This window comes from Tabrizicola sp. (assembly GCF_016793705.1).
GTDB lineage: Bacteria > Pseudomonadota > Alphaproteobacteria > Rhodobacterales > Rhodobacteraceae > Tabrizicola.
In genome coordinates this window covers 63,634-75,789 of sequence record NZ_JAEULO010000052.1, presented here as the reverse complement: position 1 = coordinate 75,789, position 12,156 = coordinate 63,634, and the positions used below count along the sequence as shown (strand labels likewise).

10 protein-coding genes are annotated in these 12,156 nt (G+C 68.0%); 5 read left to right on the top strand and 5 right to left on the bottom strand.

Annotated elements, in window-relative coordinates:
* Window positions 1–76: 76 nt before the first annotated feature.
* From JNJ68_RS14455 to JNJ68_RS14440, 4 genes are read right to left on the bottom strand one after another with little or no spacing between them, the layout of a single operon-like run.
* On the bottom strand, window positions 77–664 hold the full coding sequence (locus JNJ68_RS14455) for a DUF924 family protein (RefSeq protein ID WP_294983109.1): 588 nt from the start codon (window positions 662–664) through the stop codon (window positions 77–79).
* Window positions 665–722: 58 nt separating this feature from the next.
* On the bottom strand, window positions 723–1,976 hold the full coding sequence (locus JNJ68_RS14450) for an MFS transporter (protein ID WP_294983108.1): 1,254 nt from the start codon (window positions 1,974–1,976) through the stop codon (window positions 723–725).
* Complete coding sequence (gene queA, locus JNJ68_RS14445; RefSeq protein WP_294983107.1) at window positions 1,970–3,019, bottom strand: tRNA preQ1(34) S-adenosylmethionine ribosyltransferase-isomerase QueA; 1,050 nt, start codon at window positions 3,017–3,019, stop codon at window positions 1,970–1,972. The genes JNJ68_RS14450 and queA overlap by 7 nt, the downstream gene beginning before the upstream one ends.
* Window positions 3,016–6,420, bottom strand: coding sequence for a DUF3971 domain-containing protein (locus JNJ68_RS14440; protein WP_294983106.1), 3,405 nt, complete (start codon window positions 6,418–6,420; stop codon window positions 3,016–3,018). Before JNJ68_RS14440 ends, queA begins: the two co-directional genes overlap by 4 nt.
* A gap of 129 nt (window positions 6,421–6,549) precedes the next feature.
* Here JNJ68_RS14440 and JNJ68_RS14435 point away from each other — a divergent pair, with 129 nt between their 5' ends.
* The 5 genes from JNJ68_RS14435 (at window position 6,550) to JNJ68_RS14415 (ending at window position 11,359) form a co-directional block, all read left to right on the top strand.
* Window positions 6,550–7,011 (top strand): peroxiredoxin, encoded by a 462-nt coding sequence (locus tag JNJ68_RS14435; RefSeq protein ID WP_294983105.1) that lies wholly within the window; start codon window positions 6,550–6,552, stop codon window positions 7,009–7,011.
* An 82-nt stretch (window positions 7,012–7,093) separates the two neighbouring features.
* On the top strand, window positions 7,094–7,906 hold the full coding sequence (locus JNJ68_RS14430; RefSeq protein WP_294983103.1) for a ferritin-like domain-containing protein: 813 nt from the start codon (window positions 7,094–7,096) through the stop codon (window positions 7,904–7,906).
* Window positions 7,907–8,076: 170 nt separating this feature from the next.
* Window positions 8,077–9,414, top strand: coding sequence for a M23 family metallopeptidase (locus tag JNJ68_RS14425; protein ID WP_294983101.1), 1,338 nt, complete (start codon window positions 8,077–8,079; stop codon window positions 9,412–9,414).
* Window positions 9,404–9,907 carry a polymer-forming cytoskeletal protein gene (locus JNJ68_RS14420; RefSeq protein ID WP_294983099.1) on the top strand — a complete coding sequence of 168 codons (504 nt, stop codon included), beginning with the start codon at window positions 9,404–9,406 and terminating at the stop codon, window positions 9,905–9,907. Before JNJ68_RS14425 ends, JNJ68_RS14420 begins: the two co-directional genes overlap by 11 nt.
* A 45-nt stretch (window positions 9,908–9,952) precedes the next feature.
* A complete protein-coding gene (locus JNJ68_RS14415; RefSeq protein ID WP_294983097.1) occupies window positions 9,953–11,359 on the top strand; it encodes an MFS transporter in 1,407 nt (468 codons plus the stop codon).
* On the opposite strand, the gene JNJ68_RS14410 is transcribed toward JNJ68_RS14415, so the two are convergent.
* Window positions 11,352–12,119, bottom strand: coding sequence for a DUF2189 domain-containing protein (locus JNJ68_RS14410; protein WP_294983096.1), 768 nt, complete (start codon window positions 12,117–12,119; stop codon window positions 11,352–11,354). The two genes, JNJ68_RS14415 and JNJ68_RS14410, sit on opposite strands and share 8 nt — an antisense overlap.
* Window positions 12,120–12,156: the final 37 nt, after the last annotated feature.

Here is a 12,156-nt window from a genome sequence, read left to right as displayed (position 1 = left end):
CTTTCCCTCCTCCAGAAAAAGTAGTTTGCCATTAAACTATCTGGAAACCTCAAGCAACGTTGGGGTTGCCGTGGGCCTATGCGCCGGATGCATGGCTTTCCTTCAACGCCTTGACCAGCGCCTGATAGCCGCCCTGATCGAGATAGGCCTGTTCCTCGGGTGTCGAATCCCGGCCGAGCGCGGCGTTGCGGGTGGGGAAGCGGCCATAGCGCAGGATCACCGCCTGGTGCGCGCGGGCGTGCAGCAGATGTTCTGGGTCCGAGGCCAATCGCTCCGTCATCAGCTTGATGGCGAGGGCCTGGTCCTCGGCGTTCTCGGAATGCTCGAAGGGCATGTAGAAGAACTGCCGCTCGGGTTCGGGGGCGTTCAGGTCCCAGCCCGCCTCCACCGCCTTGCGGGCCGCCGCCAGGGCCAGAGGGTCGGTCGAGAAGGCGAGCGCGGTGTTTCGGTGGATGTTGCGCGGGATCTGGTCGGTCAGGATCAGATAGGCGAGAGTGCCGACGGTGCCGTCGACCCAATGGTCGAGCCCCCCCTCACGCGCTGCCTGCCAGAGGTCGGCGAACCGGTCGCGGCAGAGATTGTCGATCTCGTCCCCGCCCTGATACCAACCTTTCGCGCCAACCTCGTGCAGCCAGAATTCCAGAACCTCGATCGGGTCCGACATCGCGGCCTCCCCTGTCTGTTTGGGCCAAACTGACAGGCAAGTCCCTGCGGCGCAACCTTTAGCCTTTCGGCGGCTCGGGCGAGGGGCCGAGATCGGGCGCGCTTTCCAGCACGGCAACGGTGGCGAGTGTCGAGGCAGTCGGCGCCACGCCACGGAAGCCGCCGGTATGCGCCGGAGCGGCGCGGCGGCTCATCCGCCAGAGCGTGTAGCCCACCATCGCGGTGTAGAGCAGGAACATGAACAGGAAGAAGCCCCGCGTGCCGACCACCCCCATCAGCCAGCCGGTGACAAGGGGGCCGAAGATCGCGCCGAAGCCGTTCAGGAAGATCAGCCCGGCCGAAGCGGCGGCCATCTGGTCCTTGGAGAGGAAGTCGTTGGTATAGGCGATCAGCAGCGAATACATCGGATAGGTGATCCCGCCGAGAAGCGCGGCCACGATCAGATGCGCCCAGAACGGCAGGGCGAAGATGGTTGCCACCGCCAGCACCAGGGCGGCGATGACGGAGAGCCAGAGCATGATCTTGCGCCGGTCCATCCGGTCGGACAGGTAGCCCACCGGATATTGCAACGCGAGCCCGCCGACATAGAGCGCCGAGGTGAAAAGCGCGATCTGCTTGACCGACAGCAGGCTCAGCGTGCCCCAGACCGAGGCCATGCCGAACATGGCCGAGAAGACACCGCCCGAGATCAGCATGCCGACGCAGCCGAGGGGCGAGATGTGGAACAGCTCGCGGAAGCCGAGGCGGGCGGTGGAATCGAAGGTCGGCGCGGGCGTATCGGCAAGGAGGAGTGGCAGGAAAGCCAGCGAGACGAGGACCGAGGGGATCAGGAACATATCGTAGCCGAACGGGTCTCCGGCGGCGAGGAGCGCCTGGCTGGCAACGATGCCCAGCATCTGCACGATCATGTAGAGCGAGAGCGCCTGGCCCCGCGTCTCGTTCGTGGCGGTGTTGTTCAGCCAGCTTTCGGCGGTGATGTAGATGCCGGCAAAGCCGAAGCCGATGATGACCCGCATCAGCGCCCAGATCTGCCATTCGACCAGCATCGGATAGAGCACCAGCACCGCCGAGATCAGCGAGCCGAGCGCCGCGAAGACCCTTACATGGCCGACGCGGCGGATCATGCCGGGGGCGAGCCGCGAGCCGACGAGGAAGCCGAGGAAATAGGCCGACATGACGACCGACAGTTCCAGCGTGTCGAATGCCTCGAGCGTGCCGCGGATGCCGAGGAGCGAGCCCTGCACCCCGTTGCCCACCATCAGGAGCATGACCCCGGTGAGAAGCGGCCAGGAATGGAAGAGGACTCTCAGCATCGGGGGCTTTCCGGGATCAGAAGCGAGGCGTCGCCGTAGGAGAAGAAACGATACTCGTGGCGCAGAGCATGCTGATAGATGCGGTCGATCCGCGCCTTGCCCATAAGCGCCGCAACCAGCATCAGAAGCGTCGACTTGGGCAGGTGGAAGTTGGTCATCAGGGCATCCGTCACCCGGAAGCGGTGGCCGGGATAGATGAAGATATCGGTTTCGGCCTCGAACGGATGCAGGAGCCCATTTTCGTCCGCCGCGCTTTCGATCAGCCGCAGCGCGGTGGTGCCGACGGGAATCACCCGTCCCCCTGCCCGCCTGGTCGCGTTGATCTCCTCCGCCGCGGCCGCCGTCACCCGGCCCCATTCGGCATGCATCCGGTGGGTGGTCACGTCCTCGACCTTGACCGGCAGGAAGGTGCCCGCGCCGACATGGAGGGTGACTTCGGTGAAGTCGACGCCCTTCGCGGCCAGCGCACGCAGCAGGTCTTCGTCGAAATGGAGCGAGGCCGTGGGCGCCGCGACGGCGCCGGAGTGGCGGGCGAAGACGGTCTGGTAGTCCGTGCGGTCCTGGTCATCGGCGGCCCGCTTCGCGGCGATATAGGGCGGGAGCGGCATGACCCCGGCCTCGGCGAGGGCGGCATCGAAATCCGCACCGGTCAGGGTGAATGCGAGCAGAAGTTCGGTTTCAGACTTCGCAGCCACCACCGCAGAGAGGCGGTCGGAGAAGCGGATCACCTCGCCGACCTGCACCTTGCGCAGGGGCTTGGCCAGCGCGCGCCAGCCGGTCGGGCGGGGTTCCAGAAGCGTGATCTCCACCTTGGCGACAGCGTCGCCGCGGCTCCGGGTGCCGAAGAGGCGGGCGGGCAGGACCTTGGTGTTGTTCAGCACCAGCCGGTCGCCCGGGCGCAGGATGTCCGTCAGATCGCTGACCCGCCGGTCACTGATCCGGTCGCCCTCGGCCAGCAGAAGCCGCGCCGAGGGGCGGGGCTTGGCCGGGCGGGTGGCGATCAGCGCCTCGGGCAGGTCGAAGTCGAAATCGGAGAGCTTCATTCCCCGCCCCCTTCGGCGTCCTTCAGGTTCGGCGGGCGCTGGCGGAAGATCTCGCGGAACATGCCGGGGGTCAGCAGCGACAGCGGGTTGACCGAGACGTTCGGATTGTCCGTCGTGCCGGTTACGCGATAGTTGAAGCCGAACAGCCCCTCGCCCTTGCGGGTCAACACCTGCCCCACCCCGTTCAGGAGATAGATCGGCGAGATCACCCCCTGAAGGTCGATCCGCCCAGAGCCGTTCAGGTAAAGCCCGGCGAAGGAAATGCCAAGCGAGGCGCCGACGGCGGAGCCTTGGGTGATCTCCACCGCCTTGGGCGTCAGGATGAACTTGACATCGCCATTGTTGAAGGCCAGCCCCTCGCCGTTCATCTGTTCCAGAAGACCCACGACCGAGACCGCCGACAGCAGTTCGGCCAGAGCGGGGGCCCCCTGCACCCGCAGGCGGGTGAAGCTGGCGCTGCCGTTGTATTCGCCCTCGGGTCCGCGCGGGAAGAGCGTCAGGTCCAGGTCGCCGCCCCGGCCCTTGTCGAAGATCCCTGCGGCGGCCATCACCGCGCCTGCGTTTTCCGAGGTGATGCGGACGGCGCTGCCGCCTTCCGCCGGCGCCACGACCCCGGAGATCAGGGCATTGCCGTTCACCCCGGCCGAGAAACGCCCGTTGAAGCCGCCGCGCGAACCGAACTCGCCCCGGAAATCGGTCAGGCGGATGCCATCGGAGATGCGCAGGGCGTCGAGCCGGACGGAGATCGGCCCGCCGCCGCCCGGCCCGCCCTTGGTCTCCGGCATCCGGCGCATGTCGAGCGTGCCGCCGGTCAATGCCACGTCCATCCCGCCGTTGCCGGTGCCGGTCAGGGTGACGGGCGCATCCAGCCAGTTGCCCGCAACCACCCGGTCGAAGACGGCGGCATCGAGGCCCCCGCCGTCGCGCGTGGTGATCCTGCCCCGCGCCTCCAGCCCCGGCGCCTTCAGCACCAGACGCTCCACCACCGGCTGCCGCGAGGAGAGCCGGGCCTCAAGGTCCAGCGATCCCCTGGTCTTCGCAGGTTTCGACCATCCCAGCGCATCGAGCCGCAGGGCAAGTCCCGACAGGGTCGAGGTCAGCGTCAGTTGCGGCGGTTCATCCTTGACCAGCGCCACGTCGATCGCCGCCGGGCCTTCGCCCTTGACCGAACCTGAGGGCAGGGCCACCCCGAAGTCACGCAGCACCGCGTCGGAGAGCATGACCGTCCCGTTGACCCGCGCCCGGCCCTTCTGTTCCGGGCCGAAGCCTTGCAGGTAGGTGAGGTCGATGGGCATCTTGTCCAGCATCCCCTTGCCGGACAGCTGCAAGCCGTCGGTATCGACCACGACCTTCACCTCGGGCGCGGTCAGGATGCGGCCCGGCACCAGCGCGGGCGAGGTCAGGTCGCGGATCGTGCCGGAGACGGTAAAGCTCAGCTCCTCGAAGGGGATCTTCGGCTTCATCGGCATCAGGATCCTCGCGGTCAGCTCGGCCCGCCCGTCGCCCAGGTTGTAGGGTTGCCCCGCCTTGGAGAAGAAGCTGAACGGCGGCTGGTCGAGAAGCGAAAGCGTGGCGGTCAGGCTGGCCTTCGTGACGAGGTCGACCTTGGCCGTCGCCGGGCGCTGGGTGATGTCGAGAATCTGGAACACCGTCCCGTCGGCCTCGATCCGCCCGCCCTCGGGGGCGATGACATGGCCCTGGTCCAGCGCAACGGTATAGGTCTTGTTGTCCAGCGTGGCATGTCCCCGCCCGTTCAGGATCGGCGGAAGGGTGCGGACGAAGCGGACCTCGGTATCAGCGAATTCGTAGGCGAGGTTGAACTGCGGCTGCCCGCCGGGTTCCAGCCGAAGGGCCGCCTGCACGTCGGTCATGCGACCCTGGCCGACATTCTCGGCGAACCACTGGCGGGTTCTGGGCACGGCGGCCACCGGCCAGACCTTCAGCAGGCGTTCAGCATCGATCTGGTTCAGCCGGAGGTCCAGCGCGCCGCCCCAGCCAGCTTCCTCGGCCGCGACCTGGCCCGAGAGGAGCAGGCGTTCGTCGCCCTCGATCAGCGCCAGCTGGCCGATGTCCAGCCGGAAGGGCTGCAACCGCAGGCGCAGGTCCAGCGCGCCCTGGCCGAAGCGGATCGGTTCCTCGAACAGGCCCTCGGGGTCGACCATCACCTCCTGGAAGGCGATCTGGGCGAGGATGCTGTCGGGCAAGGCCCCGGTCGGCAGGGCGCCGCCACCAGAGGCAAGAAGGTCGCCGTGGCCGCGGGCCTTCAGCCGCAGCGAAGGACTTTCGACGGAAAGGTCGGCCAGCGCAATCCGGGCGGTCGCGGGGTCGTAGGAAAGGGCCATCGCGGCCCGGTCGAAGGCGATGGGCCGCGTCCCCTTGCCCGGCGCGAGGCTGCCGGCACCGAGGCCAAGCCGGGCGGTCAGGCCGGCGAATTTGCCGTCCGCGCCCAGCCGGGCATCGAGCGCGCCGGAGATGGGCGCATCGACGAAGGCGAGGAAGGCGAGCGGCGGGGCCATCGCGGCCAGGTCGGTCGCGGCGATGTTGTCGACCCTTGCGGTCAGGCGGGCGGTCTCTGCCCCCTTGTCGGAGACGACGGTCAGCACCGCCTGCGCGGGTTCGGTCCCGTCGAGGAGTGTGAGCCCCAGTTCGGCGGAAATCGCGGATTCTCCGTTCTGGATGGCCAACCGTCCGTCGCCCACCCGCCAGGTCCGCCCTGCACGGTCATCGGTGAGGACCAGCGTCAGCCCCTCGGCCTCGATCCGGGAGAGCGAGGCGAGCGCGGGGCTGGCGAAGAGGCTCTCGACCGCGGCCAGCACTTCGGAGGAGCTTTTCGGCCCCACGCCGCGCCCCTCGAACCCAAGGTCGATACGGCCGGTGACATCGCGCCGGACCGCCAGCCGCGCGCCGGAGAGGCGGATGTCGGAGGGGCGGATCTTGCCGGTCATGAGCGCCCTGGGGTCGAAGGCCACCCGCGCCTCGGGCAGCGCGAGGAGCGAGCGGCCGTCGTCCTCGATCAGGCGGATGTCCTCGATGCGGAAGCGGGGAACGAAATCGCTGTCGACCGCCAGTTCGACCCCGCCGAGCGAGACCGCCGCACCCTTCGGCAGCCGCGCACCCTCCAGGCCCGCGTTCACCCGCGCCTCGATCTCGGCCACGGTCCAGGTCGGCAGGCGCAGGGTCTTGCCGGTGTAGGCCAGCGTCAGATAGCCGAAGCCCAGCGTCAGGAGGACCAGCGTCAGGATCACGGTCAGGCTGATCCGGCCCCGGCCGCGGCGGACCCGCCGGGCCTCGGCCCGGGTCGGAGCCGGGGCGATTGCATCAGTCAGGATCAAGGGCTCGGGTCGCCCCGGCGCGGCAACGGGGAGATGCCCGTCTTCCATGCCCGCCGACTGGTCGTTCATCCTGCGCCTGGCGCCCCGCTGCATACCCTTCATCCCACCGGGGGATGATTTGCGCTTTCCCTGCCTTTATCTTTGCGCGAAGGCAACCAGATGCATAGTCACAATGCATCGCAAGGCAAGGAGCCGCCCATGATTTCCGCAGGACAGACCGCCCCCGATTTCACCCTTCCGCGCGACGGAGGCGGGAGCGTGACGCTCTCGGCGCTCCGGCCTGGAAAGGTAGTGCTGTATTTCTACCCGAAGGACGACACGCCCGGCTGCACGCTGGAGGCGCAGGATTTCAACGCCCGCCTGGCCGATTTCACCGCGGCGGGGACCACGGTGATCGGGCTTTCCAAGGACAGCGTGAAGAGCCACGACAAGTTCTGCCGCAAGCATGGGCTGGGGATCATCCTGGCCTCGGACGAGGCGGGGCATGTGTCGGAGGATTACGGGGTCTGGGGCGAGAAGAGCATGTATGGCCGGACCTACTTGGGGATCGAGCGCACGACGGTTCTGATCGACGGCGAGGGCAAGGTGGCACGGGTCTGGAACAAGGTCAGTGTGAAGGGCCATGCCGACGAGGTGCTGGCCGCGGCGCAGGCGTTGTGATGCAGATGCATGATTTTTCTGCGAAAGATCGACCGTTCACAGTTCTTCGCAGAAGAATTGCGGGCCGGGGCGACGGCGCGTGATGCCGTCTCTGGCAGAGATGGCGGTGGAGGTGCTGACCACCGCCGACGGGCGCGCGAAGACCGCGCTTGGCCGGACCCATGCCGCCCGCTGGTTCGCCGCGCGCGCCGCGGGCCAACCCCTGCCCATCGGAGGGGCCGAGCCGCCGCTGCAACCGGCCCGGCCGGAAAGACCGGAACTCCTCGACCCGAGGGATGTGCCCCGCCGCCGCCCCGGCTCGCCCGAGGGGCGGACGGCACTTCTGCATGCGGTCGCGCATATCGAACTGAACGCCGTCGACCTGCACTGGGACATCATCGCCCGCTTCGCCGACCAGCCGATGCCCTTGGGCTTCTACGACGACTGGGTGAAGGCGGCCGACGAGGAAGCCAAGCATTTCAACCTGATCTGCGATTGCCTGGAGGCGATGGGCAGCCATTACGGCGCCCTGCCCGCCCATGCCGGCATGTGGCGCGCGGCGGAAGACACCGCGCAGGACCTGCTTGGCCGCCTCGCCGTGGTGCCGATGGTGCTGGAGGCGCGGGGCCTCGACGTCACCCCGGGCATGATCGACCTTTTCCGCAAGCACGGCGAGACGCAGGCTTTGGCCGCGCTGGAGGTGATCTATGCCGAGGAGGTCTCCCACGTCGCCTATGGCTCCAAATGGTTCAACTGGCTTTGCGGGCGCGACGGGACCGATCCGAAAGAGGTCTTTCACGCCCGCGTCCGCCGCTATTTTCACGGGTCTCTGAAGCCCCCCTTCAACGAGGAAAAGCGCGCCGACGCAGGCCTGCCGCCCGACTTCTACTGGCCGCTCGCCGAGGACGCTGGGTAATCGGCGGTTTCTTGCCGATAAACTCCATGTCCCGCGCGGAAAAACCCCGGATATGGTCAAAATTGTTGCGACCCTGAAACGGGGTGGATAATCAGGTCCGAGCCCGGGGCCAGCCGCCTTGGGGCAACGTAGCGAAGCCACTGCCAAGGCTATGAACGGATGACCCCAACGTGCTGAATCGCCTCGCCTATCGGTTCCATCAAAGCCTGGAACGGCACTTCCCCGAACAGCGCCTGTTCCTGAAATCCGACACCGAGACCCGGTTCATCCGCCTCAGGCCCGCCACCCAGATCATCGCGCTGGTCGGCGGTACGCTGGGACTGTCCTGGACCATCGTCGCCACCGCGCTGATCATGATGGACTCGATCGGCGCCGGATCGGCGCGCGAACAATCGGTCCGCCAGCAGGCGCTTTACGAGGAACGGCTGAATGCGCTGTCCGCCGACCGCGACCTTCGGGCCGAGGAAGCCGCCCGCGCCCAGGAACGTTTCAACATCGCGCTGACCCAGGTTTCCGACATGCAGGAACGCCTGCTTGCCTCGGAGGACCGGCGGCGCGAGCTGGAAACCGGGATCGAGGCGATCCAGGACACGCTGCGCGAAACCATCAAGGACCGCGACACTGCCCGCGGCGAGGCCGAGCGGGTGACGCTGGCGTTGAACAGCCAGTCCGGCGTCGCGACCGAGATGGGCCGCGCGCAGGACACGCTCGCCACGCTGGAATTCCTGACCGGAGCGCTTGGCGATGCAGCGGAGGAGCGCAACGACGTTCTCGCCAGTGCCGAGGAAGCCCGCGAGGAAGCCCAGCTGATCGCCGACGCCAAGGAAGCGATGGAACTGCGCAACGATGCCATCTTCACCAAGCTGGAAGAGGCGCTGACCGTCTCGGTCGAACCCTTGGACAAGATGTTCCGCGAGGCGGGCATGTCGCCCGACGACCTGATCGGCGCGGTGCGCGAGGGCTATTCGGGCCAGGGCGGGCCGCTGACGCCGATCACCTTCTCGACCTCGGGTGCGGCCCCCTCGCCGGAGGAGTTGCGCGCGAACGCGATCCTGACCGGGCTCGACAAGATGAACATGTACCGCATCGCCGCCTTCCGGCTGCCCTTCGCGATGCCGGTGCGCGAAGCCGTCCGCTACACCAGCGGCTTCGGCAACCGCAACGACCCGTTCAACGGCAGCTCGCGTCGGCATGAGGGGCAGGACATGGCGGGCGCCTATGGCACGCCGATCTACGCCACAGCCGACGGCACCGTCACCTATGCCGGCTGGGAAAACGGCTATGGCCGGCTGATAAAGATCCAGCACGAGTTCGGTGTCGAGACCCGCTACGGCCACCTGTCCGGGATCCGCGTCGAGGTCGGACAAAGGGTATCGCGCGGCGACCGGATCGGTGATATGGGCAACTCAGGCCGGTCCACTGGCACGCATCTCCACTACGAGATTCGTCTCGGCGGGGCCGCAATCAATCCGATGACCTTCATAAAGGCAGCGAAGAATGTTTTCTAAGAGCCGCATCAACGAGCCGGGCCCCAAGGCCGAGGCCGAGAAGCCCAAAGCCCCGGAGAGCCCGATGACCAAGCCCAGCATGGATTTCACCCCCTCTGCCCCGAAAGGCAAGGCAGGGGCCTCGGTCCTGTCGTCCGACCTGACGGTGGTCGGCAACCTGCGCACCACGGGCGACATCCAGGTCGAGGGCACCGTTGAAGGCGATATCCGCGCGCATCTTCTGACCGTCGGCGAAAGCGCCACCATCCGGGGCGAGATCGTTGCCGACGACATCGTGGTCAACGGCCGGGTGATCGGTCGGGTGCGGGGCCTCAAGGTCCGCCTGACCTCGACCGCGCGGGTCGAGGGCGACATCATCCACAAGACCATCGCCATCGAGTCCGGCGCGCATTTCGAGGGTTCGGTGCAGCGTCAGGAAGATCCGCTGGCCAATGGCCGCCCGGCCGGGACGGTGCGGCTGGACGCACCGGCCGCCGCTGGCGACGCCGAATAAGCCTGTCCCGACATGACCATCCTGCGGGCATCGGAGGGCACTCCGGTGCCCGTTTCCTTCTGTGCCGAGGCTGATCGGCGGATCATCCTCTGGGCCGCGATCCTGGCCTCGTCGATGGGGTTCATCGACTCGTCGGTGACTTCCATCGCCACCCCCGCGATGCGCGCGGCGCTGGGGGCGAGCCTGCAAGAGGCACAGTGGATCAACGCGGCCTACCTCTTGTCGCTGTCCGCGCTGGTGCTGGTCGGGGGGGCGGCGGGCGACCGTTTCGGGATCGCGCGGATCTTCTCGCTGGGAATCCTGATCTTCGTCGGCGGGTCACTGGCCTGCGCGGCGGCGCTGACGCCCGAACAGATGATCGCCGCCCGCGCGGTGAAGGGGGTCGGCGCGGCACTGATGGTGCCGGGGTCGATGGCGATGGTCTCGCGCGCCTATCCGCGCGCCGAGCGCGGCCGGGCGCTGGGGCTCTGGGCCGCGGCCTCGACCCTGACCACCGCGCTGGGGCCGGTCCTGGGCGGCATGTTCGTCACCTGGGGCGGCGAGATCGGCTGGCGGCTGGTCTTCGCGCTGAACCTGCCCCTGGGCCTTGCCGCGCTGTGGCTGATCCGGGGCCGCACGCCGGGTGACATCGGCAAGCCCGGGGTCAGGGTCGACCTGCCCGGTGCGGGCCTTGCAACGCTGGGGCTGGGCCTGATGGCCTGGGTGCTGACCGAGGCGACGGCCCCGGCCTGGGTCGCGCTTGCGGCGCTTGCCAGTCTTGCCGGTTTCCTGATCTGGGAAAGCCTGGCCCCCGCCCCGATGCTGCGGCTGGGCCTGTTCCGAAACCGGGTGTTCGCGGTGACGAACCTGGTGACTTTCGTCCTCTACTTCGCGCTGAACGGGGTGATGTTCTACCTGCCGATGACGGCGGTTTCGGCCTGGAAGGTGACACCGCTGGAGGTGACGGCGGCCTTCCTGCCGATCTCGATCCTGATCGGGGTTCTGTCCGCCCCGGCGGGCCGGATGGCCGACCGCTGGGGCGCGGGTCCCCTGATGGCCACCGGCTCGGCGCTGGTGGCTGCGGCCTATGCCGGGCTTTGGGTCTTTGCGCCGCTCGGGGCGTTCTGGAGCCATGTGGTGCCCTGTACGGCGCTGGCGGGACTGGGGCTGGGTCTGGTCGTCGCGCCGCTGACGGCGGCGGCGATGCAGGGGGCGGAGGATGGCGAACAGGGCGCGGCCTCGGGCGTCAACAATGCGGTGGCGCGGGTAGCGGGGCTGATCGCCATCGCCTTGCAGGGCCGGATCGCGGCGACGGCCTATGGCACCGGCGCCCCCGGCTTCGGCATCACCGGCGACACCCCCGCGCATCTGGCCGCGACCGGCGCCGCTTTCGGCGCGGTCGCGCTGACCGCAAGCCTGATGGCCGCGCTGGCTGCGGTGCTGGCCCTGCTGGTCGCCCGCCCCGTCAGGTGATCGCGCGGCGGTAGAGGTGCCAACTCGCATGGCCGAAGAGCGGCAGCACGAGGAACAGGCCCAGGAACCCCGGCAGCATCCCCAGGAACAGGCAGGCCGCGATCAGCGCCCCCCATCCGAGCATCACCAGAGGGTTCTCCCGCACCAGGGCGAAGCTGGTCAGCATGGCGGTGACGAAATCCACCTCGCGGTCCAGAAGCATCGGCAGGCTGACCACCGTCAGGCAGAAGAGCAGCGTCGCGAAAGCGGCCCCCACCAAGGTGCCGAAGGCCAGCATCGCCAGCCCCTGCGGCGACAGGAACACCGCGAGCGAGGAGGAGACGTTGGTCATCACCGCATTGCCGAGGAAGAGGGCGAAGATCATGTGCGATAGGAAGTTCCAGAACAGGAAATAGACCACGATCACCGCCGCGATGGCCGGGATCTGGCGGTCCTTCTGGCGGAAGATCACCCCAAAGACCTCGCGGGCGACCAGCGGTTCCCCCGCCTCCAGCCGCCGGGAAATCTCGTAGAAGCCGCAGGCGATGAAGGGGCCGAGGATCGGAAACCCGGCGCTGGCGGGCAGCGTCCACCAGACCTGGCCCTTGGCCATCATCGCCCAGGCGATCAGCCAGCCGCCCAGCACATAGACCGCCGAGAATGCGAGGCCGAGCAGCGGCGCGCGGCGGAAATCCTGCCAGCCGAGCGCCAGGCTTGCCCGCAGGTCCGAGGCATCGACCTCATTGATCTCGGGCGCGGCGGGCGGATGGGTGACGGTCATGCCTGATTGTTAAGCGGGACGATAAGCGTCAGGCAAG

Bases quoted from the DNA above. Each gene is read 5' to 3' on its own strand.
- JNJ68_RS14430 (WP_294983103.1), top strand. From the start codon at position 7,094: ATGCCGTCTCTGGCAGAGATGGCGGTGGAGGTGCTGACCACCGCCGAC.
- JNJ68_RS14435 (WP_294983105.1), top strand. From the start codon at position 6,550: ATGATTTCCGCAGGACAGACCGCCCCCGATTTCACCCTTCCGCGCGAC.
- JNJ68_RS14420 (WP_294983099.1), top strand. From the start codon at position 9,404: ATGTTTTCTAAGAGCCGCATCAACGAGCCGGGCCCCAAGGCCGAGGCC.
- JNJ68_RS14440 (WP_294983106.1), bottom strand. From the start codon at position 6,420: ATGAACGACCAGTCGGCGGGCATGGAAGACGGGCATCTCCCCGTTGCC.
- JNJ68_RS14410 (WP_294983096.1), bottom strand. From the start codon at position 12,119: ATGACCGTCACCCATCCGCCCGCCGCGCCCGAGATCAATGAGGTCGAT.
- JNJ68_RS14450 (WP_294983108.1), bottom strand. From the start codon at position 1,976: ATGCTGAGAGTCCTCTTCCATTCCTGGCCGCTTCTCACCGGGGTCATG.
- queA (WP_294983107.1), bottom strand. From the start codon at position 3,019: ATGAAGCTCTCCGATTTCGACTTCGACCTGCCCGAGGCGCTGATCGCC.
- JNJ68_RS14455 (WP_294983109.1), bottom strand. From the start codon at position 664: ATGTCGGACCCGATCGAGGTTCTGGAATTCTGGCTGCACGAGGTTGGC.